We start from the raw sequence: 24,365 nt of genomic DNA on the forward strand, positions 1-24,365 counted from the left end.
ATGACCAAGCGTATCGTTGCCTTTCGCCGGCTCAAGGAGTCGCAACTCGACCAACTACGACACGAATTCCACGTCGACTATTTCGAACGCCTCGACAGTGCCGATGATCCAGCATTTCGCCACGCGCTCAGGCAGGCCCATGGACTAGTCGGCGCCGGCCTCAGGATCACTCCGGAGATGCTCGACGACGCGCCCCGACTGGAAGCCATCGCCAGCATCTCGGTAGGCTATGACAACTATCCGATTGACGAGTTGAACCGTCGCGGCATCCTGCTCTGCAATACACCGGATGTGCTCACTGAAACGACGGCCGATACCGGATTTCTGCTCATCATGGCCACCGCGCGCCGTGCCATTGAGTTGGCCGAGTTCATCAAACGCGGTGATTGGCAGGAGAGCATCGGTGACGCGCAGTTCGGCAGCGATGTCCATGGCAAGACACTCGGCATGATCGGAATGGGACGCATTGGCGCCGCCATCGCTCGCCGTGGTGCACTGGGTTTCGGCATGAAGGTCCTGTACTCCAATGCCTCCCCCAAGCCGGCCCTCGATGCCGAGCTCGGTGCGGAACATCGTGACATGGACGCCCTGTTGCAGGAATCCGATTTCGTTTGCGTCACCGTACCGTTAACGGCCGAGACGGAGAGGTTGATAGGCCAACGCGAGTTCGCACGCATGAAGTCGTCTGCCATCTTCGTCAACATCGCCCGAGGCAAGGTCGTCGATGAAAGCGCCCTGATCGACGCATTGAATCAAGGGCACATCCACGCCGCCGGCCTCGATGTCTTCGAGCAGGAACCACTTCCCGACGACTCCCCGCTACCGCACATGGCCAATGTCGTTGCGTTGCCGCACATCGGTTCGGCGACTCATGAAACGCGTACCGCCATGGCCCAGCGTGCCGTTGACAACATCCTGCTGGCCTTGAAGGGCGAACGCCCCATCAGCCTGGTCAACGAAAGCGCCTGGAACGGCTGAGTTCTTCATGCCTCGGGGGGCACTACAGCCCCCTCTTAGACTAAAGACGAGTTGGCTCACTTAGCCAGCTCTTCTAGATTTGGATCAATCCAAAAGAACAACGCAAACTCTGTTCCCAACGTTCCAACAGGCGATCCATGGCGACCGACAACCCCACGACCAACCGCGACAACGGCAGCGTTACCCTGCAGGACATAGCGGCTCATGCCGGTGTGTCGCGGTCGACGGTCTCGCTAGTGCTACGAGAGAGCCCGCTGGTGGCTGATGCCACTCGCGACAAGGTGCGTCAAGCGATCAAGACGTTGGGTTATGTCTATAACCGGGGGGCGGCGGCTCTGCGCAGCAGCCGTACTTCGACGCTCGGCGTGGTCGTCTACGACATCGCCAACCCGTTCTTTGGTGCCATGGTGGCAGGTATCGATGCGGCTCTGCATCGCGAAGGCTATGTCTCCTTTCTCGCCAACAGCGAAGATTCCACTGAGCGTCAGCAACGCTTCCTGGAGCGGATGCGCGAACACCGTGTCGATGGCATCCTGCTATGCCCTGCCGAAGCGACCGACCCTGGCTTGGTCGACACGCTGGCTGAATGGGGCATGCCGTGCATCCAGGTACTACGTCATGTCGGGCAGGCTCCTTTCGATTATGCCGGAACCGATTTTCGCCTCGGAGTCCGTCAGGCGATCGATCATCTGGTCGCGCTCGGTCACCAGCGCATCGCCTTTCTGGGAGGTCACGCCGAGCACTCGGCCACTCGAGAGCGCTGGCAGGGCTACCGCGAGTCTCTCGAACGCCATGGCCTCTCTTACCAGCGATTGTTACGGGCCACCGTGACGCGTCGCGATGGCTTTGCACTGATCCAGCAACTGATGGCCGAAACACCGCCTCCCAGTGCCGTCGTCTGCCACAACGATCTCGTCGCCTTCGGGGCCATCCTGGGGTTGAAGCGCATGGGGTTGGAACCCGGCACCGATTGTTCGGTGATCGGTACCGACGATGTCGAAGAAGCCGAGTTAGGCGACCCGGCATTGACCAGTGTCGCCACCCACCCCTACGCCATCGGCGAAGAAGCTGCGCGTTTAGCACTGCGACGTATCGACGATCCCGATGGGGCGCGGGAACAAGTCGTACTATCGCCCCGCCTGCAGGTTCGACAGTCCTGTGGCACCAAGTCGCCTCGGACATCGCGCCTGACATCCACGACGCAAGGCTCGCCAGCCTAGCGTCTGCCGCTGCTCACGCAGGCACGCAACTGACTCATGCAGCGTGACGCGGCAGAGACAACAACAAGGGGGTCATCATGACTCAACATTGGACCGATCCAAAGACAGTCAGCCGCCTCACCCGGGGCGTCGTGACCGGCGTCCTGCTGGCCGGGGCCATGGGGGCTACCGTCAGCGCCCAAGCCCTTGAACTTCGCTTCGGGCACGGCGGTACCGAAGATACGGCTTACCACCTGGGCGCCACGAAATTCAAAGAGTTGATCAACGAAAAGAGCGACGGAGACATCGGCGTCGAGATTCTCGGCAACTCGGTGCTGGGCCATGAAACCGAGATGTTCGAGCAGCAAATGGCGGGGGCCCTGGACCTCTCGATCATCAACCCCGGACTGATCACCGACTTCTCGCCGTCGGCCAATGTCTTCTCGATTCCCTTTCTGTATCGCGATGAAGCGCATTGGAAGACGGTGCTCGATGGTGAGGTGGGGCGCGAGATCGCCGACCAGATCACCAGTGAAACCGACGTGCGTATCCTCGCGTTCTACGGAGGTGGCAAACGTCAGATCGTCAGCACGGAGCCGCTGGAAAGCCTCGACGATCTGGAAGGCATGAAACTGCGCACCAATCCCACTAAACCGCTGATCACCGCCTGGGAGGCCTTGGGTGCCGATCCGACGGTCATGGAGTGGGAAGAAATCTATACCGGCCTGCAAGTGGGAGCCATCGATGGCCTGCTCAACGAGGCCGAGTGGATCCACCGCATGCGATTCCATGAGGTCGCGCCCCATATCGGTCTGTCCGAGCACGACATCACCGTCCGCCTCCTGACACTATCGCAGGCCACCTGGGACCGCATGACCGAAGAGCAGCGGCAGATGGTCACCGAAGCGGCCGAAGAATCCGCCAGCTATGCCCGCAACGTGCAGCTGGAACAGGATGCGGAAGCCCTGGACCTGTTGGTGGAAGAAGGCGCAACGCTGCATGAACTGGACCGCGAGCGCATGCAGGAAATCGTCAAGGAACCGCTGCAAGACGTTATCGAAGAGATGGGGCTCAGTGAATTGCACGAGATGATCGTTAACGCGGAGTAAGTCCGCACGATGCCCTGGCCGGTATGACCGCCGGGGCATCGAACTCGCCACCTTCGTGTCTCTTCTCACCGTTATCGATAGGTAACAGCCATGCATCGACTGCTTCATGGCCTGGCCACACTCAATCGAATGCTGGAAAAGGCGCTCCACGTTGTCCTGCTGGCTCTGGTATTCGGATTCACGCTGATGATCATCTATCAGGTCATCAGCCGTAACCTGCCTTTCATGCCGCCACTGTACTGGACCGAAGAGTTCAGCCGCTTTGCCTTCCAGTGGATGGTCATGCTCGGTGCAGCGGTAGGGGTGCTGCATGCCGACCATTTCGTGCTTGAAGCGTTTCCCCACGGATCTCGTGCCGATCTGGCCACGCGACTCATTCGTGACTTGGCCTGCTTGGCGATTGGCCTGATTTTCGTGGTGTATGGTCAAGAGTTCGCCATGTCAGGCCTGCGCCGTAATGCCACCGCGTCCGGCCTATCAATGATTTACGTCTACTCCGCCTTTACGGTCAGTGGCATGTTCATGCTCTCGTTCAGCCTCCAACGCTTATTGCATACCTGCCTGCACGGTATCGATCACATGGAGCGTGCGCTCAACACACCGAATGAAATCGACTCCCTCGACGTCGATGGTAGCGATAAGTCACCGCTTGATCACAACCCGGTATCAGAGCGAGGAGGTCGTCACTGATGATGCCATCGGACTGGATGTTTCTACTTCCCTGGCTATTGTTCGGCCTGCTAGGCGTGCTGATCATCGTCGGCGTACCGATCGCCATGTCACTGATTCTGACGGCATTCAGCATCATTCTACTCGATCCAAGGCTCACCATCTGGGTACTGTTCCAGCGCATGTACAACGGTATGGACTCGTTCGTCCTGCTCGCGGTGCCACTGTTTCTGCTAGCTGGCAACCTGATGAACGCGGCGCGCATTACCGACCGTCTGATCACGCTGTGCATGCTGCTGGTCGGGCACTTCAAGGGCGCCCTGGCACACGTCAATGTCATGGTCAGCATGCTGTTCGCCGGTGTCTCGGGATCATCCACGGCCGACAGCGCCGGCGTCGGTACCGTACTGATTCCCGCCATGAAACGCGAAGGGTACCCCACCAACTTCGCCGTCGCGGTCACCGCAGCCTCATCGGTAATGGGGATCATCATTCCCCCGTCTATCAACATGATCGTCTGGGGAGCACTGACCAATACCTCCATCGCGGGGCTGTTCCTGGGCGGCATCCTTCCCGGGATCATGATCGGTGTAGCGCAGTTGATCCTGAATCTGGGGTATGTGCGCCGTTACCAGGTTCCCGTCCGCAAGCGAGCATCGTTCAGGGAGTTGATGCATTCCGGCAAGGACGGCCTGATGGCAGCGGGTATCCCGGTCGTGATCATCGGCGGTATTACGCTGGGTATCGTCACCCCGACCGAAGCGGCCATGATTGCCGTACTCTATGCACTAGCCTTGGGCTTCATCGTCTACCGTGAACTCAAATTCGGCGATGTCCTGGAGGCGTCGACGGCCACCGTTAGGCTCTGCTCGCTATCGCTGTTCAGCCTGATAGGCGCCGCCATATTCGGCTATCTGATCAGCTTCTATCAGATTCCCCCCAAGCTAATGGCCGGCGTCAATATCAGCGATCCGATCGTACTCCTACTCATCATGACCGTCGTGATGCTGATCATCGGCACATTCATGGATTCGCTGCCCGCCATGGCCATCATGGCACCGATCTTCCAGCCATTGGCGATGCAAGCCGGTATCCATCCGGTCCAGTTCGGCGTCATCGGCGTCATGGCTCTCGGGCTCGGCTTGATCACGCCACCTTACGGCCTTTGCTTGATGATCTCGGCCAAGATCGGCGGCATTCCGCTACTGAAAGCCATGGGCACCACGCTGCTGTACTTGGCAGTCATGCTGGGTGTCATACTGCTGCTGATCGTTTACCCGCAACTGGTCCTGGCCATACCACGCTTGCTGGTTCCGGACTTCGTCTGAATTCAACCAATACGCCGGTTCCTGTTATGCTGAACCGGCGTTATCACTCGCTCCTCCTATTTCAGCCAAGAGGTCCCCATGACATCATCACTGTGCCTGCTCTTCGATTCCGACGGCACCCTGGTCGATAGCGAAATCCTTCTCGCACAAGTCATGGCGGACATCCTGCCCCGCTACGGCCTACCCTTCACTGCGTCACGGTATATGAGCGAATTTCGTGGCGTGCGTTTCCTGGATATCGTGGTGACACTGGAACAAATCCACGGAAGACTGGAGGAGGAACAGCAGCAACGCCTGGAAGCAGACATGCGGGCTCACATGGACGCACGCATGCGGGCAGAGCTGAAAGCCATCGATGGCATGCCCATGGCATTGGAAGCGCTAGGTGCCTATCCCCGAGCTATCGTCTCCAACGGCCCCGAACACAAGATCCGTTGTGCGATGGAAAGTACCGGCCTGGACGTCCACTTCCGGGATAAGCTGTTCAGCGCCTATAGTCTAGGCGTCTGGAAGCCCGATCCTGAGCTGTTTCGCATCGCTGCCGACGCAATGGGGTATCCCTACGAACGCTGTGTCGTCATCGATGATGCCGCCGTGGGCGTCGCGGCTGGACTCGAAGCCGGCATGAATGTCATCCATCTCAACCACTTTCCCGACGAGGAAACGACACCGGAAGGTGCCATCGCCATCACGCATGCCCGCGAATTGCCAGGCGTCATCGAGCGACTCGCCCGGCAAATGCCGACATCCGCCTAACCCGGATCAAGCGACGACAGGCTCTGGGAGACCTGGTGTAGTGACCGGCATGGAGAACAAGCTACCAGCCAATGGGTAACGCTCGAGTCCGGTATCGTCGAGATGTTGCGTGGCCGTCGTCACATACAGCGTGCGCAAGTCCGCTCCGCCGAACGCTACCATGGTCGGATCAGGGCAAGGCAAGGCATGGCTCTCCAACCAGCGACCATCCGCGGCAAACTTGACGATCTGGGAGCCGCCATACAAGGCACACCAATAGTTCCCGTCGCTATCGACGGCGGCCCCATCGGGTACCCCCGGTAAATCGTGCCGATCCAGGTCTACCCAAACCTCCGCGTCCCCCATCGTCCCTGTTGATACGTCGAAGGGGTAGCGCATGATCCGCCGTGTCGGCGAATCGGCATGATAGAGCCACTGTCGATCAGGACTGAACGCCAGACCATTGGCAATCGTGATTGCTGACCGACGTTGGGTCAGCTCACCGTCCGTCAGGCAGTACAACGCGGCAGACGGCGTCGCTTCATCGGCAGCCAGAGTACCGACCCAGAACCGACCGGACGGATCGCAGCGACCATCATTGAAACGATTTCCACCACCGGCACGCCACTCCGGATTGTCAGCCAGCCGCACTCGTCGGGAGCCCAGAGGAAACGTCAGCCGCTCGACCCCCGACGCCTGGGCCGCCAGCAAACCGTCTTCGCAAAGTGCAACGCAACCGACCTTCTCTTCGAGGTCGAACCGATCAGGTGGCTCACCGCTGGCCGGCTGCCAGGCGTAGATATGACCGCGGTTGATATCCACCCAATAGAGTGTCTGAGACTGCGCTGACCAAACCGGACTCTCGCCCAGACTCATTGGCAACCTGATCGCTACCTCGAAGCCACCTTCCACCATCATCGATCTCCCAGGTCGATTATCATTACCCCCAAGCGGGATGCGGTGATTATCGCGCATGCGATCCCGACCGGACCAGTCCCTGGGGATCGCCCATGCCCGGAACCGGCCTACCCATAGGCCATTTCTTCAAGTTCCTTGCCGTTGGTTTCCTTGACGCACTTGATGACGAAACCGATCGACAACACCGCAAACACGGCATAGATACCGTAGGCACCAGCCAAACCAATGGAGGTCAACATGATCGGGAATGTCATGGTGATACCGAAATTCGCCAGCCACTGGAATAGCCCCGAGATCGCCAAGCCCGAGCCACGCATCTGGTTCGGGAACATCTCGCCCAGCATGACCCACATGACCGGCCCCCAGGACACATTGAAGAACAGGACATAAGCATTCGCCGCGAGTAACGCCGTGACCCCCATACCACTCGACAGTTGTGGTGCCCCATCGACCATGCTGGCCGTGGAGAAAGACAATGCCATGGTGAGCAGCGTCAACGCCATGCCTACCGACCCCGCCCATAGCAACGGCTTGCGACCGATCTTATCGATCAGCGAAATGGCGATCAGGCAGGCCGCGATACTGACGGCACCACTGATCACATTGATCAGAAGCGCATCTCCTTCGGAGAAACCGACGGCTTGCCACAACACGGCACCGTAGTAGAACACCACATTGATACCGACCAGTTGCTGGAACACGGCCAAGCCGATCCCCACCCAGACGATGCCGTGAACCTTGCCGGTCGCTTTGTCGATGACATCGCGCAGACTCGGCTGATGATCGCGGGCCAGCGAGGTCTTGATCTCCGCCAGTTTGGTGCCGACCTCCTCCTCGGGGAGCAGCAGGCTCAGGACATGTCGCGCCTTGTCTTCCTTACCTTGACTGATCAGAAAGCGTGGGCTTTCCGGAATGAACAGCAAGGCCAACAGAAAGAGCCCGGCCGGCAAGATTTCGACCCAGAACATCCAGCGCCAGGCGGCGAAATCGAGCCACAGCTGCGTCATCGATGACCCGGCGATGTTGGCCAGCACATAGTTGCTCAGAAACGCAATGAACAATCCGGAAATGATCGCCACCTGCTGAATCGTCGCCAGGCGTCCACGATAGGCCGCCGGTGCCGCTTCACTGATGTAGGCAGGCGCCATGACACTGGCAGCACCCACCGCCATGCCACCCAGAATACGGTAGACGACGAACTCCAACGACCCTCCGGCGACGCCTGACCCCCAGGCACTGACCAGAAAGAAAACGGCGGCCACGATCAACAGCGTACGGCGGCCGAACCGATCCGCCAGTCTCCCGGCGAAAAAGGCGCCTACCGCACATCCCAACAGCATCGACGCCACATTGAAGCCGGTCCCCGCACTGTCGGAGTTGAACGATTCCTGCAGGCCATCCACCGTACCGTTGATCACGCCACTGTCGAAGCCGAAAAGAAAGCCGCCGATAGCGGCAATGCAGCAAATGATAAAGACATACGTCGACTGTTTGAGCTTGGCACCCTCAGGCATACTTCACTCTCCATGGTTGGCGTTATTCTTCGTTGTCGTGATTGAACGTTCGATCGAGACGGGCCGGAGTCACCCCCAGCCTGCATCCACCCAATAGTTGTGTCCGGTACAGACAGCACCGTCATCGGACGCCAGGAACAGCACCATCCCCGCCACATGATGAGGGTGAATACGCGTCTTCAGTGCTTGAGAGGCAACGATGTCCGCCTCACCTTCCGGGCTGTACCACTTGGATTGGCGGGGAGTTTTCACATTGCCGGGCACGACACAATTCACGCGAATGTTGTCTTCACCCAGTTCACGTGCCAGTGCCCGCGTCATCCCTTCGATGCCGGCCTTGGACGTTTCATAGAGGACCAGGTTTTCCAAGCCGAGATGCCAACTGATGGACCCGAAGTTGATCACTGCCCCGCCTCCCAACGCCTTCATCCCGGGAGCGACTGCCTGGGTCGCGAAAAGGACATGCCGAAGATTGACGGCTAACCGATCCTCCCAGTAGTCGGGCGTGATATCGCCCAGGGCATGACGGTCGTCGTTGGCCGCGTTGTTGACCAGGACGTTGACATCACCGAGCTGCCGAAAGACCTCAGCCAGGGCATTCAGATCCGTCAGATCGCACTCATGGAAGATCGGTTTTCCATCCAGCCGATCGACCAATGCTTGGGCGTCATCCTGGAGCACATCGATGAAGTGCACCTCGGCTCCCTGCTTGACGAACGCCTCCACCAGGCCGGCACCGATACCCGAGCCTCCACCGGTAATCACGACCCGCTTGTCTGCCAGACTCGGATAGATCGCCGAACTCATGATGCCCCTCCACTTAGTACAATAAATTTACTAAGTGGCAGTGTTGAACATTATCCCGGCACATGACCATACAACTTAGGTATCACACTCATGCCACGTGTTGACGACAACCCCAAACAGCAGGGGAACTCCCAAGGAGAGAGCGGCTTGGTTAATTAACAGAACTAACCCACCCCGTCTATCTCGATTCACTGGCTGCATTGCCATGCCCGCTTCCGGTCGATTCCATCGACCGGGGGTGTCATAATTTTCACGCAACGATTTCCTGGCAGACACATTCACAGCCGTCTCGACCTCCGCCAACAAGCAGGACCAAGCACACCTCGATGCCAACTTCCACCAACCAGCACAACGCCGGCAATCTCGGCTTCCTCAAACGCCTCAACCGCAGCGCCATCCTGGAGATGGTGCGTCGCTCCCCCGGGATGACGCGTGCCGACATCGCAACGCACGCCCGTTTGACCAAAGCCACGGTCGGAACCGGCGTCCAGTCGTTACTCGCGAGGAAATGGTTGACGGAAGGCGATCTCAAGAAAAGTAGCGGTGGCCGCCCGGGCCGCGCGCTCTACCTCAATGATGAGCACTATGCGCTGATTGGCGCCGAAGTTGGCGTTCACGGTCTGCGGATGGTGGCCTGCTCACTGAACGGCGACATTCTGGATCAACATCATGAGCATTTGCCGCCCACCACGCCGGAAATCACGGCACGACACTTGGCAGAATGCCTGCAGACATTGCTGGCGGGGCCCGCTGTCGCCGAACGCCACTGTCTGGGCTTGGGTATCGCGGTCCCGGGACCGATCGCCCCCGGGCAAACCGTCCTGCGTCTGGCTCCCAACCTCGGCTGGCGGGATGTCCCTTTCCTTGACCTGCTACAGCAGTACTTGCCGGCACCAGAAGGCATCTGGCTGATGGATAACGAGGCCAAGGCCGCCGCCTTCGGTGAACTCTATTTCCGAACCGGTGACATTCCCGACTCGCTACTGTACGTCAGCGCAGGAACGGGGATTGGCAGCGGTCTGGTCGAAGGCAACCCCTGGCCCGTCGTCACACGAGGAGTGCAGGGACTGGCCGGAGAGATCGGCCACACCATCCTGCAACCCGGTGGCCTCTACTGCCATTGCGGCAACCGTGGCTGTGCCGAAACGCTCGTCAGCGGCTGGACGATTCGGGCGGCCCTGGGCATTGCCGAAGAAGACGACTTGTATGAGGCGTTGGCGTCACGACTTCACGACGATGAAGTGCAACGCACGCTCAAACGGGCGGGACAGGCGCTCGGCACCCTGCTGCTCAATCTGCACCATACCCAGAACCCCTCCGAGATCGTGCTCGGCGGCTCACTGACCCGACTCGGCCCGGCACTCCTGGAGCCGGCACTGTCCTACTTCGAAGCCAGCCAGAATCGTTTGCTGGGCATATCGCAGCATATTCCATTGCGCATCATCGAAGACAGCACCTTCATCGCCGCTCGCGGCGCGGCGGCCCAGGTACTGGCTCACGCGATTCATGATCCGGATGCCGTCAATCGAGCATCACTCTGATTCGGCTCCAGACATGCATACGGCCTACGATATTGCCGTGTCAGCCCCCAGCTGTCGCACGGCCGCTTCGACACCGTGCAGTTCGGCCAACCCCTTCAGGCGGCCATAGAGCGGGTAGCCGGGCGCCGTGTCACGATGCTGGTCATCGAGGATATGGTGGCCATGATCGGGACGCAGCGGCAGGCGCGATCCACCTTGCCGCTCGCGCCGCCGCTCCTCGGCGACCAGCGCTTGAATCACGCCGACCATATCGACATCACCTGCCAGGTGAGCGGCTTCATGGAAGGAGCGCGGATCCGGTGTCTCACGTTGTGTCGAACGCAGGTGAGCAAAATGAATATGCGGGCCGAACCGTCTGGCCATGTCGACCAGCTCGTTCGCTGCGCTGACCCCGTAGGAACCGGTACAGAATGTCAGCCCGTTAGCCGGGCTGGGGACGGCATCCAGCAGCCATTGAGCATCAGCCGCTGACGACACCACGCGAGGGAGGCCGAACAGCGGACGAGGCGGGTCATCGGGATGGATGGCCAGACGAATGCCAACGTCCTCGGCTACCGGCACGATCGCTTCCAGAAACATGCGTAAGTGGTCACGCAAGCGTTCGGTGTCGATCCCCTCATACCCCGCCAACACGTCACGGAACCGTGCCAAGGTGTAGTGCTCCTCGGCACCGGGCAGACCGGCAATGATATTGTTGATCAATCGCTGGCGTGCGAGCTCGTCGAGACCATCCAGGTAACGCCGCGCCTCCGCTTGCTCGGAATCATCGTACTCGTGCACGGCACCGGGACGCTTGAGCAGGTAGAGATCGACAGCGGCAAAGGCCGTTTGATCGAAACGCAAGGCCAGTTCCCCCGCAGGCAGCGCATAGGCAAGGTCCGTGCGCGTCCAGTCGAGTACCGGCATGAAGTTGTAGCAGACAGTGTCGATACCGCAGGCTGCCAGGTGGCGAAGCGTCTGCTGATAGTTGGCAATATAGGTTGCGCAGTCACCACTGCGTTTCTTGATGTCTTCGTGCACCGGCACGCTTTCGACGACTGACCAGGTGAGGCCACTCGCCTCGATGAGCCCCTTGCGTTCCTCGATCGCCTCGATGGGCCAGACATCCCCATTGGGAATGTCATGCAGCGCGGTCACGATACCGGTCGCTCCGGTCTGCCGGATTTCGGCGAGGCGAATCGGATCATTGGGGCCGAACCAGCGCCATGTGTGTTCCATGCAAGCTCTCCTAGGACGACGGAATGCGTGCCAGGGCCGTCGCCAGCCCCGCTGCCGTCAAGGTGTGATAGGCCGTCGTTACCGCCTGGGAAAAACCTGGCCACCGTGCCAAGGCCGACGGAAACACCGCATCCACTGCCAGAAAGGCCTCGACCAGACGTTCGACGGAGTCACCATGTCGCTCATGCAGCGTGGCAAACGTCGCTGCAAGCGGATCGTCCACATGATAGGCAGTGCCATGCAGGTCCTGACCAGCGGTATAACGAATCCAGGCCGCTACGCCCAAGGCAGTACAGGGTACGTCGGCTCCCGCTTCGAGGCGCGCCAAAGCGCCATGACACCAACGTTGCGGCAATTTCTGCGAGCCGTCCATGGCAATCTGCTGCAGGCGGTGACGCAGGCTGTCGTTGGCAAATCGGGCAAGCAAGGACTCAGCGTACACCGTCAGGTCGGTATTCGACGGCATGGCGAGTGTCGGCGCAGCCTCCTCAAGCATGTATTGCCGCAGCAATGCGACCAGTGCCTCACGACTGACGGCATCGAAGACCGTCTCGATACCATCGAGGGCTCCCAGATAGGCCAGCAAGGAATGACTGCCATTGAGCATGCGTAGTTTCATGGTCTCGAATGGCGCCACGTCATCGACCATTTCCACGCCGTCCCCCTCCCAGGCCGGGCGCCCTTGCGGGAAGTCGTCCTCGATGACCCATTGGGCAAACGCTTCGCCCACTACGGCATTGGCATCCGCGGTGCCTAACGCAGCCAACCGCTCAAAATCGGCCGCAGTCATCGCCGGCACGATCCGATCGACCATGCTGCAGGGAAACGCGACCTCGCGATCGATCCAATCCGCCAGCTCCGCATCGCGGAAAGCTGCCAACTGGATAACGGCAGCCCGTGTGCGCTGACCGTTATCAGGCATGTTATCGCAGCTCAGGACAGTGAAAGGTGGCAAGCCGGCTGCACGTCGACGCACCAGCGCTTCGACCAGAATCCCCGGCGCGGTACGTGGTGTCGTCGGCGCCTCGATATCGGCGGTGATCCGTGGATCGTCGCACAGCAAACTGCCCTCGGCCGGGCTCAGGAAGTAGCCTTTCTCGGTGACCGTCAACGTAACGATACGCACGGATTCCAAGGTCATCCGGGTCAGCAACGTTTCCAGGTCACGCCCCCAGAGTCCCTGGGAGTCGCAGCCCGTGAACAGTGCCTCTTCGATGACACCGATCTCCCGCACCGTCACATTCACGCTGTCGGCATATTCGGCGACATGATAGCGATGGCCGGCATCGCGCAGCCGGTCGACCAGCGCCACATTACCGCGCAAGTTGGCACTGCACACGCCCCAGTCACTCTCTTGGGTACGCTGACGATGACGCTCCAGATACACCGCTTGATGGGCACGATGAAAGGCACCCAGCCCCAAATGCACGATCCCGATACGCCCCGAGGGAGTCGCCGCCGGCAGGTACCTGGCATCAGCCGGCGCCGGCTCATTCTCATTCACCATGCATTCACTCTCCCAGGATCAGATTCGGCAACCACAATGAAAGGGTCGGTACATAAGAGACCAGTAGCAATACGGCCAGATTGCAAATCAAGAAAGGAACAATGGCTCGAGCCACCTTGAGCATCGGCAGATTACCGATCCCGGCCACCACGAACAGACACACCCCGACGGGCGGCGTCGTCAGACCGATCATCAGGTTGAGAACCGCCATCACCGCGAAATGTACAGGATCCATTCCGACGCCTGTCGCCACGCCCATCAAGGCCGGAAACAGGATGATCAGGGCAGCGATGGTCTCCATGAAGGTCCCGACGAACAACAGGATCAGATTGAGTATCAGGATCACCACGATGGGATTGTCACTGATCGTCAAGATGACATCGGCCAGCATTTGGGGGACTTGCTGCGTGGTCATGATCCAGCCGAACAGGTTGGCCAAACCGACCAGCAGCAATAGCGCCGACGACGTCAGCACGGTATCGAACAATATCGACGGCAGTTTGCGCCAGCTAAGGCCCTTGTAGACATACATGCCCACCACCAAGGCGTAAAGACTGGCGACAATGGATGCCTCTGTAGGCGTGAATAAGCCGCCGATGATGCCGTAGAGAATAATGGCCGTCATCATCAACGCCCAGAACGCCGTGCGTCCCTCGCGCAGCAGATGGCGAAGGGTCGGACGCTCCTCCTTGGGGTAGCCACGACGTACCGCCAATAGGTAGACGGTAATCATCATCGCCAAGCCCAGTAACAACCCTGGGACGGCACCGGCCAGGAACATTCGGCCCACCGATACCCCGGTCAGAGAACCGGCAATGATCATGGGAACGCTCGGGGGAATGATGGGACCGATCGTCGACGATGCTGCCGTCACAGCGGCTGAAAAGGGTTTGTCATAGCCAGCCTTCGACATCCCGGGGATCATGACCGAGCCGATACTGGCCGCATCCGCCACCGCCGTGCCGGAAATGCCGCCGAAGATCATGGACCCACCGACATTGGCCAAGCCCAGCCCACCACGGATGTGGCCGACGACAGCATTGGAAAAGCGCACGATATGTTCGGTGATATTGCCGACGTTCATCAGATTGCCGGCCAGTATGAAGCCGGGAATGCACAGCAGCACGAAGGTATCGATACCGGCATACATCCGTTGGGGCACCACCGTTAGCGACGTCCCGTCGAACAGCAGGAAGCTCATCGAAGCGATGCCCAGCGAGAAGGCAATGGGAATGCCTGCCAGCAACAGAACCAGGAAGACGCCGAACAGCAGCAACATTTCCATCAAGACGTCTCCTCATCGACGCGAGAGGGAACTCGTAGCATCGCAACCACGCCCTCGATAAAGCCAATGACGCTGTAAAATACCACCAAACCGAACAGCACCACGGTAGAGAAAAAGATATAGATCATGGGTACGTGTAACGTCGGGGACGTTTGCCAGACGCCGTTCTCCGCATAGAGCCAGGCATAAGGCAGAGTGATCGCCGCGAAACCTCCCATCAGCAGACACATGAGCGCCTGATATCCCGCTCTGGAGCGTGGCCCCAGTTGTCGATGGAATAACTCGACATTGACATTGCGCTGGTGACGAATCACCAGACCGGCCGATAGCGCGACCATGTAGATGAAAAGGTACCGCGACAGTTCTTCGGTCCAGGAGATGGAAAACGGCAATGCCAGACGCCCCGCAATCTGCAACAGCACTGTGCCGGCAATCCCGACCAGTGCCAGTGTCGCCAGACAGGCGAACAGACTGTCGAACCAACCGACGACACGGCCGGGCAGGCCGCCCAACCTGGGCACCGATGCCAGCACGTCCAGTTCCTCAATGACCTGCTTGTCAGGCGTATCGACGGCTGTCTCCAGGCGGTCCGAGCCGTTATGTCGGAGGGAAACCATACACACTCCTCATGAAGCGCTGCCCCGTTCAAGGGCGATCAAGGGGCGGATAGATCGACTATCCGCCCGGTCGGGACATCAAAGGTCCTGAATGGCTTCGAACAGTTCCATCTGCTCGTCATTCAACGACGCTTCGACAGCGGAACGGGCCTGTTCGGCAAAGGCTTCCCGATCCACCTCCACGAATTCCATACCACTTTCCTCCAACGCTGCCTCGAGGCGCTGCTGGTCTTCCTCAAACAGCTCTGCTTCGTACTCCTGCATGTCTTCCGCCGCATTGAAGATGACTTCCTGCAGCTCCTCCGGCATCTGATCAAGCTGATTCTTGCCGATCACGACATAGATCCAGCTGCGTACGTGGCCGGTCCGGTTCACATAGTCCTGGACCTCATCGAAACTGGCACTCTCGATCAGACTAAGAGGATTCTCCTGCGCATCGATGGTGCCTTGCTGCAACGCGGTAAAGACCTCGCTGAACGCCATCGGCGTCGGTCGGGCCCCCAGACTTTCCCAGGTATCCACGAACAGCGGTACGTTGGGCACACGCAGTTTGAGGCCATCGAGATCACCGGGATGCTCGATCTTGCGGTTGGAGGTCAGATGGCGCGGTCCCCGTTCGAACCAGGCCAACGGTACCAGGTTGGCTCGCTCGGTGATCTGTGCTTCGATCTCCTCACCGATCTCGCCTTCCACCGCCTCATGCAGATGCTCGGAATCCCGGAAAGCGTAAGGCACGGCCATCATGGCGGCTTTCGGTGCCCAGTTCTGCAGGCTTTCCCCCGTGATCGTCATATCGGCATTACCGAGCTGGATGCTGTCGATGACATCCATTTCGTCGCCAAGCTGCTCATTGGGGTACAACTCGACTTCGATCCGGCCGTCCGAGTTCTCCTCGACCTTCGATTTGAAATGTTCCGCCGCCTGGTGCCAGATGTTTTCTTCGTTGGCCAGATGGCCGAACTTCAGGGTGTAGTCTGCCGCCGTCGCAGCTTGAGCGCCGAATAGAGCGACCCCAAGCACGGCACTGGTTATCATCGGTTTGATCATGGCGTTTCTCCTAGCACTGAGTGATTATGGGTTGTTGGCATTCGTGCAGTTGTGGATGAATTCAGCCCATCAGGCACCGATGTCAATCAGCACCTTGCGGGCCCGTTCGGGATGATGATCGAGCATCTCGATCGCCGCAGGCATATCCGCCAGAGCCATGCGATGGCTGACCAGCCCTTGCGTATCGAGACGGCCCGCGGCCATACGTTCGATCACCTCCGGAAACTTACGGTTGTTCAACCGTGAGCCGACCAGGGTCAGCTCCTTCTTGATCACTTCCAACTGGACCAGATCGCTGGGTGTCGGGTTGAACCCGAGCAAACCGACCCGACCCGCCGCTGAAGCGATGCGCAGCATTTGCGGCAACAGCGCAGGAACACAGGCAGCATCGGCAATCAACGGCATGCCTTCGCCCTCGGTGAGCGATGCGACCTCCGCCTCGATATCCTGACGCTGCCCATCCAGAGTCCGCGTGGCGCCCAGCGCCTGTGCCGTGGCCAAGCGCGGTTCGAGCACATCCGTTACCGTAATGTCCTCGATCCCCAGAGCCCGGGCCATCTGCAGGACGGTCAGCCCGATCACTCCGGCACCGAAGATCAGCAGGCGATCACCGGGTAGCGGTTGCATACGATCCAGCACGTTGGCCGCAATCGTGTAGGGCTCCACCAGTGCCGCCGCATCCAGCCCCAGGCTGTCCGGCAAACGATGGGCATTGGCAGCCGGTACATTGACGAGCTCCTCGAACCCCCCATTGCGATGAACGCCCACCACCTCCATGTTGGTGCAAACATTGGGGCGGCCGATCCGACAGGGATAGCACGCCCCACAACTCACCACCGGATCGACGCACACTCGGTCCCCGATAGCGTGGCCGTCGACACCCTCGCCGACCGCCTCGATGACGCCGGCAAATTCATGGCCAGTGATACGCGGGAAGCGCACGAAGGCATTGTCACCATGGATGATATGCATGTCCGAGCCACAGATTCCGGCATAGGCGACCCGTACCAACACCTCGCCGGGCGCCGCGCTGGGAAAATCGATATCGGTGATGGCGTAATCGTGCGGAGCACTTACCTGAAACGCTTTCATCAATCATTCACCTCGTTACCAGTGCCACAATGTGCCGTCTTCCAGGCGATTGACCGGCAGACTGGCGCGTTGATAGGGATAACGGGCAGCAAGCGACTCATCGATGTCGACGCCGTGCCCCGGCGTCTCACCGACCAGAAAGTGCCCCGCTTCGAAGCGATAATCGTGAGGAAAGACCGCATCGGTGGCATCGTCATGCGGCATGTACTCTTGAACACCGAAATTTGGCACCCACGTATCGAAATGGATGGCTGCGCCCAGGCACACTGGCGACAGATCCGTCGGGCCATGAAACCCGGTTCGAACATGGTAAAGACCGGCCAGGTCGGCCAGGCGGCGCATATGGGTAATCCCGCCGGCATGCGTCAGAGACGCCCGGATATAGTCGATCCACTGGTTCTCGATCAACTCCTTGGCGTCATACAGGCTGTTGAACACCTCACCGACAGCCAGTGGCGTGGTCGTGTGCTGCCGAATCAACCGAAAACCTTCCTGGTTCTCGGCGGGCACGCAGTCCTCCAGCCAGAACAGATGATAGGGCTCCACTTCTTTCCCCAGCCGCGCTGCCTCGATTGGCGTCAGACGATGATGCACGTCATGCAATATATGCAGATCGTCACCGAACCGCTCTCGCACGGCAGCAAACAACTTGGGCACATGATTCAGATACTTGGCAGTGCTCCAGACATGCTCGGCCGGCACGTCGGAATCGGCAGGTTCGTAACGCTCACCGGCACGCTTGGCGACACCGTAGATACTAGCGATACCCGGCACTCCCGCCTGCACGCGGACGGCGCGATACCCTTCATCGACGTGGCGAGCGACTTCCTCCAGACATGCGTCGATATCCCGCCCCGTGGCATGGCCGTAGACCATTACCCGTTCGCGGCTCTTGCCGCCCAGGAGTTGGTATAGTGGCATACCGGCCACCTTGGCCTTGATATCCCACAAGGCCATGTCCACCGCTGCGATGGCGCTCATGGTCACCGGCCCACGACGCCAGTAGGCACCGCGATAGAGGTAATGCCAGATATCTTCGATCCGCTGGGGATCACGGCCGATCAAGGCGGGAACGACGTGTTCCTCGAGATAGGCGACTACGGCCTGCTCTCGCCCATTGAGCGTTGCATCGCCGATACCGTACACCCCCTGATCAGTCACGATCTTGAGCGTAACGAAATTGCGCCCGGGTGCCGTCACGATGACGTAGGCTGTCTCTATTTGCATGAAACCGCTCTCTGGTCGGATTGAGCCGATGCCTCGAACATGTCGGGAAAGCGCCGTACCAGTTCCGGCAACGACTGCAGAATTTCTCGCTGATGCAATCGCATGGCCGCCTCGGCAGCGTCGCCATCACGCTGATCAATGGCATTGACGATCGCGGCATGCTGCTCGATCAGCTTGCGAATCGGTGTGCTATCGGGAACGCTCAAGTAACGCACTCGATCGAGTTGCGCCTTGACCTCTTCGGTGACTTTCCACGCGGCCTGCTGGGCAACGCCCAGCGCCAATGCGCGATGAAACGCTTCGTCCAACAGGAAAAAACGGTCGAAATCTTCCGGATCGATGCAACGACGCTGACGCTCGATCAACTCATGGAGCTCATCGTGAGCCCTTGGCTCCATCCCCTCGACCGCGGCCGTTCTGGCGACAGCAACCTCGATCGCTTCGCGCACGAACCTTGCCTCCAGCACGGCACGTTGAGATATCCGCACCACGTAAGTGCCGCGCTGGGGACGCACCTCGACCAGACCGGCTTCCGAGAGCCGGATAAATGCTTCACGCACCGGTTGGCGACTGATGGACAACGCATCGGCCAGCTCTTTCTCCGACAACGCTCGCCCAGGCGCCAGCACCATGCGAATGATCGACTGGCGCAATACCTGGTAGAGCCGTTGCCGCACCGGCCCTTCATCGGCCGTGTCCTGCCACAAGGCCTGCAAGACAGCGTTCATGGCTTCCCTCTTATTCACCGTGGTGAGGTCCTGGTGGCCTCATCGCTTTCTGATATGACTAGTATGGTAGTATGGCAATAAAAGACAATCGCCTGATGGTACAACTTTGGTCGTGCCTTCGGGAAAAGCTCAGCCGACAGGTTGCGTGAGCGAAAAGTTAAGGAACACTGTTCAAAAAAAATGAAAATTGGTCTTTAATTGTGGTCGAGAGGTGCCGATATCTATCAAGATAGGGAAGAGAGAACGTAGGAAGGGATGAATGCGCCCCAGACAGCACTGCGAGGCTTGTTGATGACTACTCCACGATGCCTGCTGTTCGATTGCGACGGTACATTGGTCGATAGCGAACCCTTACTGGCCTCTGAAATGGCTGCCAGCCTCAACACACTCGGCTTGCCTTTCACGCCGGACGACTACATCACGGAGTTTCGGGGCGCGCGTTTCAAGAATATCGTCACCGAACTGCAACAACGCCACGGCATGGTCGATCCCGACCGACTGAAGCATACCGAGAGCGAGATGCGCAGTAACCTGTCCAAGCGCATGTCCTCCGAACTCGTCCCCTTGCCCGGGGTCATCGAAGCTCTCGACGGTCTCGCCAACTACCCGCGCGCCGTCGTGTCCAACGGTCCGGAAGCCAAAATTCGCATCGGTCTGGAAACCACCGGACTCAGCCACTATTTCGGCGAACGGCTATATAGCGGCTATACCGCCAACTGCTGGAAACCGGATCCTTGCCTGTTTCTGTATGCAGCCCAGATGATGGGTGTCGACGCCGAGGACTGCATTGCCATCGACGACTCCATCGTAGGTGTGAAAGCCGCTCTGGCGGCCGGCATGACCGTCATTCACCTCAACCGCTATCCCGACGCCGAAGAAACGCCGGATGGCGCCATTCCCATCAGCAACATGCACCAGCTACCTACCGTCGTGGCACATCTGACGCGCCAGGAAGCGATCACGACCTGAGCGTATCCGCTGGGATGAGTCATGACGCATGACACGCTATCATGCAGCGTGTCATGCCATGAGTCAGGAGCCTCCATGCCATCACTTCAGGACCAGTTACGTGGGCTGGTCTACTCCACCGACGAAGGGCAGCTCTGTCCCAACTGTCGTCAACCGACCGACGCCTGCGAATGTGCCGAGCGTGCCGAGCAGGACCGTCTCGCGTCGCTGGACGGCGTTGTTCGTATCCGCCGACAAACCAGTGGTCGCAAAGGCAAGGGTGTGACGACCATCGAAGGTGTCCCCTTGCCCCACGACGAATTGAAAGCCCTCGCCAAGACACTCAAGAAACGTTGTGGCGTCGGTGGTGCGATCAAGGATGGCGTCATCGAGATGCAGGGAGACCAACGCGACACCCTCAAGCAGGAGTTGGCAAATCGTGGTTTTACCGTCAAGCTGGCTGGCGGCTGACACCGACTCGCGACAGGAGAGCGCTATGCGACGCCTTTTCCGCCATGCCACTCTACTACTGTCATTGTGGCTAGTGACTGGTCTCATCGGTTGCGCTGGCGGCCCGCAATTCGAGACATTGAGCGTCCAGGTGACGCCCGACACACCGATCGAGGCGAGTGACGATGCGGTATTACGCGTCAGCCTCGATGACACCAGCGAAAACGAGCCCAGCACCGTGGCCGAAAGCCGCATGGAACGCCCCGGTAACAGTCCTTATACCGCCACATTGCGCTATGACGCCAACGCCATCGACAGTGACCGCAACTATGTCGTGCGCGCCGAACTGCGTCAGGGCGGCCGACTGACCCACGCCGAAGACGAGCCGGTCCCGGTGTTTGCGGGGGAAAGCGAGACAGCTGACCCCATCATCGAGCTGGTCCCGTTACCACGTCAGTCGGCGGCGGGAGAGTGAGCGAGGATCGCCATCGATCCTCGCCTCCTGGCGCCGACTCGGTCGTGCTCATTTTCACGCTGACAGGAAGGGAACGGTATGGAGACTCTCAAGATTGCCGATAGCGGCATCCAGACCTCGCGCATCGGTCTAGGCACCTGGGCGCTGGGTGGCTGGAAGTGGGGCGGCACCGATGATGCCGCAGGCATACGTACCATCCATGCGGCCCTGGACCGAGGCATCAACCTGATCGATACCGCGCCCGCCTATGGTTTCGGTCACTCCGAGAGCATCGTCGGTCAGGCCATCGCCGAACAAGGCCGGCGCGAGGATGTGGTACTCGCCACCAAGGTCGCCCTGGAGTGGAGCGACGATGAGTCGATCATGCGCAATGCAACGCCACAGCGAATCGAACAAGAGGTTCACGACTCGCTGAAACGCTTGCAGACCGACTACATCGATATCTATCAGATCCACTGGCCGGACCCTCTGGTGCCGGTCGAGGAAACCGCCACTGCCATGAACCGGCTTTACCGTGACGGCAAGATCCGTGCGATCGGCGTCAGCAACTTTTCGCCCGCACAGTGCGAGGCTTTCCGGCAAGCGGCCCCTCTGCATTGCATTCAGCCTCCCTACAACCTGTTCGAGCGCGAGATAGAGAAGGACATTGCGCCCTATGCGCAGCGCGAAGGGCTGGCAATGCTGACCTATGGCGCCCTGTGCCGAGGCTTGTTGACTGGCAAGATGCGGGCCGACACCACCTTCACAGGCGACGACCTTCGCAACGTCGACCCCAAGTTTCAGCAGCCGCGATTCAGCCAATACCTGAAAGCGGTCCAGGCACTGGAGACGTTCGCCCGCGAGCGCCACGACAAATCCATGCTGGCATTAGCCGTACGTTGGTTGCTCGACCGTCACCCCCAACAAGGCATCGCCTTATGGGGCGCCCGGCGTCCGGACCAGGTAGCACCGGTCGACGCCATCGACGGCTGGCATCTGTCCCCGACCGATCTGGACGACATCGATGCCATCGTCACGCGCCATGTCAGCGACCCTGTCGGCCCGGAATTCATGGCACCGCCGAGTCGGGAAGGCTGATATTCGCGGCACGGGCATTGCGTTCGAGTGCCGTAACCACCGCCGTCAAACCCGCTCCGGCCGTGGTTTCGACCTTGAGCCGATAGAGATCATCAGCCCGCGTGCGCCCCAGGTTGAGACAAGCGATTGGCTTGTCGGCCTGGGCGCAGGCACGCGCAAAACGATACCCGGAAAACACCATCAATGACGACCCCACCACCAGCAGCGCCTCGGCCGAAACCAGCGACTGGTAGGCGGTAGCGACCAGGGTACGTGGCACGTTATCGCCAAAGAACACGACGTCGGGCTTCCAGATGCCGCCACGACAGCGCGTACAATCGGGAACCTGAAAGCTCGAAAAATCCGCTTCCAGATCGGCATCGCCATCGGGGCCGGCTTGAGCTTGCGCCTCCATCCAGCGAGGGTTGCTGTCGGCCAGTTCCGCATGCAGATCATGACGCATCCGCCGCGCACCGCAACTCATGCAGCGTACGACATCGGCACGGCCGTGCAGGTCGATCACCCGTCGGGAACCGGCGCGCTGATGCAGGCCATCGACATTCTGGGTGATCAGTGTCTCGACATATCCCAACCTCTCCAGACGCGCCAAGGCGTGGTGAGCCTGCCCGGGACGTGCCTCCTGCAATGCACGGAAGCCGATCAAGGCCCGCGCCCAATACCTCTGGCGTGCCGCATGACTGGCCATGAACGCCTGATGCGACATGGGAGGCGAGCGTTTCCAGTCGCCGTGATCGTCACGGTAGTCGGGGATGCCACTCTCGGTGCTCACGCCCGCTCCGGTAACGACCGCCAGGCGAGGATAGCGTTCAACGAATGCGACCAAGCCATCGCGTTCTGAGGTAGGGGGCGGTAATTCAGGTTGCGACATGGTCAATGTCCCGGCGGATACCTGTTGGCTTGAATAATGGCCCTGCAAGGGCTTGCTTGGCTAGAATGTAGGCTCACCATCACTCGACGGGCAAGGAACACCACGATGGCTTGGCTGGAATACCTGTTACCGCTGATTTTCCTGCTCCCCTTGGGAGCCATGGCCGTCATCGTGATCGCACTACGTAATCTACACGATGCACGGGTACGTTCGCCATTCGACGCCCATCAACTCCGCGAGCCAGGACAAGCATTGAGAGACCGTCTGGATCGAGCCTTCGCCGGGCTGTTTCTCAACGGGGCCCTGGGTCCCATCCTCATCCTGGCACCACTAGTCTACGGCATGGGCCGCATGTTGTTTGCCAGCGAACAGGATTGGATCGAATGGGGGTTCTACGGTGTACTGACCACTGTCTTGGCGCTGCTTTTCTGTTTTCTGCTGATCCGCGATTTCCAACGAATTCGACGCCTCAAACTGGGGCTCGCCTGCGAACTTGCCGTTGGACAGGAACTCGAACGGCTGATTCGGCCCGACACGCATCCCTACGTCATCTTCCACGACATCCCGGCCGACACTTACACGATCGATCATGTCGCTGTCACACCGCACGGCGTCTTCGTCGTCGAGACTCGGGCCCGGACTCGTCCGCTCGATGCCACCGGTCAGGAGCGCAGCCACGTGACAGTGGAGCACGAACACTTGCGCTTTCCAGGGTGGAAAGAACGCCGGCCTTTACGCAAGACCCGCCAGGCCGTCCAATGGCTTCGCCAGTGGCTAGCGCGCGAGGGCAACAGTCGCGTTCCCGTCCATGGCGTACTCGCCCTACCCGGCTGGGTCATCGATACCCGCAACGGTCCCGAGGACCTGTTGGTGGTTAGTGGAGATCACCTCGCGGAAGAATTGCGCAAAATGACGCTTGGAGAGATGACCGACCAGGATCACGATGATGTCATTCATGCCCTGATGAAGCGTGCCGCCATCGTCGATGAGCTTCGCCATCTGCAGAACCCGTCGGTCTGATGCATGAC

General features: G+C 59.7%; 24 protein-coding genes. 12 read left to right on the plus strand and 12 right to left on the minus strand.

Annotated features, from left to right (window positions below):
* The 6 genes from FVV99_RS00275 to FVV99_RS00300 all read left to right on the plus strand — a co-directional run bounded on the left by FVV99_RS00275 (position 1) and on the right by FVV99_RS00300 (position 6,039).
* Positions 1 to 978, plus strand: coding sequence for a 2-hydroxyacid dehydrogenase (locus FVV99_RS00275; protein ID WP_148252009.1), 978 nt, complete (start codon positions 1 to 3; stop codon positions 976 to 978).
* 137 nt (positions 979 to 1,115) lie between these two features.
* Positions 1,116 to 2,198, plus strand: a complete 1,083-nt coding sequence (locus FVV99_RS00280; RefSeq protein ID WP_148252010.1) for a LacI family DNA-binding transcriptional regulator — start codon at positions 1,116 to 1,118, stop codon at positions 2,196 to 2,198.
* Positions 2,199 to 2,275: 77 nt separating this feature from the next.
* Positions 2,276 to 3,286 (plus strand): TRAP transporter substrate-binding protein, encoded by a 1,011-nt coding sequence (locus FVV99_RS00285; RefSeq protein ID WP_148252011.1) that lies wholly within the window; start codon positions 2,276 to 2,278, stop codon positions 3,284 to 3,286.
* Between the two features lie 90 nt (positions 3,287 to 3,376).
* Positions 3,377 to 3,976 carry a TRAP transporter small permease gene (locus FVV99_RS00290; RefSeq protein ID WP_148252012.1) on the plus strand — a complete coding sequence of 200 codons (600 nt, stop codon included), beginning with the start codon at positions 3,377 to 3,379 and terminating at the stop codon, positions 3,974 to 3,976.
* Positions 3,976 to 5,283, plus strand: coding sequence for a TRAP transporter large permease (locus FVV99_RS00295; RefSeq protein WP_148252013.1), 1,308 nt, complete (start codon positions 3,976 to 3,978; stop codon positions 5,281 to 5,283). The genes FVV99_RS00290 and FVV99_RS00295 overlap by 1 nt, the downstream gene beginning before the upstream one ends.
* A gap of 78 nt (positions 5,284 to 5,361) precedes the next feature.
* Entirely contained in the window at positions 5,362 to 6,039 is a 678-nt protein-coding gene (locus tag FVV99_RS00300) for an HAD family hydrolase (RefSeq protein WP_148252014.1), read from the plus strand.
* 6 nt (positions 6,040 to 6,045) lie between these two features.
* On the opposite strand, the gene FVV99_RS00305 is transcribed toward FVV99_RS00300, so the two are convergent.
* The 3 genes from FVV99_RS00305 to FVV99_RS00315 form a co-directional block, all read right to left on the minus strand.
* Complete coding sequence (locus FVV99_RS00305; RefSeq protein WP_236645246.1) at positions 6,046 to 6,936, minus strand: SMP-30/gluconolactonase/LRE family protein; 891 nt, start codon at positions 6,934 to 6,936, stop codon at positions 6,046 to 6,048.
* Between the two features lie 107 nt (positions 6,937 to 7,043).
* On the minus strand, positions 7,044 to 8,450 hold the full coding sequence (locus FVV99_RS00310) for a sugar porter family MFS transporter (RefSeq protein WP_148252015.1): 1,407 nt from the start codon (positions 8,448 to 8,450) through the stop codon (positions 7,044 to 7,046).
* A 69-nt stretch (positions 8,451 to 8,519) separates the two neighbouring features.
* Complete coding sequence (locus tag FVV99_RS00315; protein ID WP_148252016.1) at positions 8,520 to 9,257, minus strand: SDR family NAD(P)-dependent oxidoreductase; 738 nt, start codon at positions 9,255 to 9,257, stop codon at positions 8,520 to 8,522.
* 326 nt (positions 9,258 to 9,583) lie between these two features.
* On the opposite strand from FVV99_RS00315, the gene FVV99_RS00320 reads away from it, so the two are divergent.
* On the plus strand, positions 9,584 to 10,798 hold the full coding sequence (locus tag FVV99_RS00320) for an ROK family protein (RefSeq protein WP_148252017.1): 1,215 nt from the start codon (positions 9,584 to 9,586) through the stop codon (positions 10,796 to 10,798).
* A gap of 24 nt (positions 10,799 to 10,822) precedes the next feature.
* Here the strand turns inward: FVV99_RS00320 and uxuA are convergent, their stop codons facing one another.
* From uxuA to FVV99_RS00360, 8 genes are all read right to left on the minus strand, one after another.
* A complete protein-coding gene (gene uxuA / locus FVV99_RS00325) occupies positions 10,823 to 12,016 on the minus strand; it encodes a mannonate dehydratase (RefSeq protein WP_148252018.1) in 1,194 nt (397 codons plus the stop codon).
* A gap of 10 nt (positions 12,017 to 12,026) precedes the next feature.
* Entirely contained in the window at positions 12,027 to 13,523 is a 1,497-nt protein-coding gene (locus tag FVV99_RS00330; protein ID WP_148252019.1) for a mannitol dehydrogenase family protein, read from the minus strand.
* Between the two features lie 4 nt (positions 13,524 to 13,527).
* Complete coding sequence (locus tag FVV99_RS00335) at positions 13,528 to 14,808, minus strand: TRAP transporter large permease (protein ID WP_148252020.1); 1,281 nt, start codon at positions 14,806 to 14,808, stop codon at positions 13,528 to 13,530.
* Positions 14,808 to 15,425 (minus strand): TRAP transporter small permease, encoded by a 618-nt coding sequence (locus FVV99_RS00340; RefSeq protein WP_148252021.1) that lies wholly within the window; start codon positions 15,423 to 15,425, stop codon positions 14,808 to 14,810. The genes FVV99_RS00335 and FVV99_RS00340 overlap by 1 nt, the downstream gene beginning before the upstream one ends.
* A 78-nt stretch (positions 15,426 to 15,503) precedes the next feature.
* A complete protein-coding gene (locus FVV99_RS00345) occupies positions 15,504 to 16,472 on the minus strand; it encodes a TRAP transporter substrate-binding protein (RefSeq protein WP_148252022.1) in 969 nt (322 codons plus the stop codon).
* 69 nt (positions 16,473 to 16,541) lie between these two features.
* Positions 16,542 to 17,564: a Zn-dependent oxidoreductase gene (locus FVV99_RS00350; protein ID WP_148252023.1), complete on the minus strand. Its 1,023-nt coding sequence runs from the start codon at positions 17,562 to 17,564 to the stop codon at positions 16,542 to 16,544.
* A gap of 15 nt (positions 17,565 to 17,579) precedes the next feature.
* Complete coding sequence (manD, locus tag FVV99_RS00355; RefSeq protein WP_148252024.1) at positions 17,580 to 18,791, minus strand: D-mannonate dehydratase ManD; 1,212 nt, start codon at positions 18,789 to 18,791, stop codon at positions 17,580 to 17,582.
* On the minus strand, positions 18,782 to 19,519 hold the full coding sequence (locus FVV99_RS00360) for a GntR family transcriptional regulator (protein ID WP_148252025.1): 738 nt from the start codon (positions 19,517 to 19,519) through the stop codon (positions 18,782 to 18,784). The genes manD and FVV99_RS00360 overlap by 10 nt, the downstream gene beginning before the upstream one ends.
* Before the next feature lie 291 nt (positions 19,520 to 19,810).
* Between FVV99_RS00360 and FVV99_RS00365 the strand changes: the two genes are divergently transcribed.
* The 4 genes from FVV99_RS00365 (at position 19,811) to FVV99_RS00380 (ending at position 22,469) form a co-directional block, all read left to right on the plus strand.
* Positions 19,811 to 20,488, plus strand: coding sequence for an HAD family hydrolase (locus FVV99_RS00365; RefSeq protein WP_148252026.1), 678 nt, complete (start codon positions 19,811 to 19,813; stop codon positions 20,486 to 20,488).
* 75 nt (positions 20,489 to 20,563) lie between these two features.
* Positions 20,564 to 20,938, plus strand: a complete 375-nt coding sequence (locus FVV99_RS00370; protein ID WP_148252027.1) for a translation initiation factor Sui1 — start codon at positions 20,564 to 20,566, stop codon at positions 20,936 to 20,938.
* A gap of 25 nt (positions 20,939 to 20,963) precedes the next feature.
* Positions 20,964 to 21,392 carry a YbaY family lipoprotein gene (locus FVV99_RS00375; protein WP_161598937.1) on the plus strand — a complete coding sequence of 143 codons (429 nt, stop codon included), beginning with the start codon at positions 20,964 to 20,966 and terminating at the stop codon, positions 21,390 to 21,392.
* A 78-nt stretch (positions 21,393 to 21,470) separates the two neighbouring features.
* Positions 21,471 to 22,469 (plus strand): aldo/keto reductase, encoded by a 999-nt coding sequence (locus FVV99_RS00380; RefSeq protein ID WP_148252029.1) that lies wholly within the window; start codon positions 21,471 to 21,473, stop codon positions 22,467 to 22,469.
* Here FVV99_RS00380 and FVV99_RS00385 read toward each other — a convergent pair.
* Complete coding sequence (locus FVV99_RS00385; RefSeq protein WP_148252030.1) at positions 22,441 to 23,337, minus strand: NAD-dependent protein deacetylase; 897 nt, start codon at positions 23,335 to 23,337, stop codon at positions 22,441 to 22,443. The genes FVV99_RS00380 and FVV99_RS00385 overlap by 29 nt on opposite strands.
* A gap of 105 nt (positions 23,338 to 23,442) precedes the next feature.
* On the opposite strand from FVV99_RS00385, the gene FVV99_RS00390 reads away from it, so the two are divergent.
* Positions 23,443 to 24,357: a nuclease-related domain-containing protein gene (locus FVV99_RS00390; RefSeq protein ID WP_148252031.1), complete on the plus strand. Its 915-nt coding sequence runs from the start codon at positions 23,443 to 23,445 to the stop codon at positions 24,355 to 24,357.
* Positions 24,358 to 24,365 lie beyond the last annotated feature (8 nt).

The sequence above is a fragment of the Aidingimonas lacisalsi genome (assembly GCF_008079445.1).
GTDB lineage: Bacteria > Pseudomonadota > Gammaproteobacteria > Pseudomonadales > Halomonadaceae > Aidingimonas > Aidingimonas lacisalsi.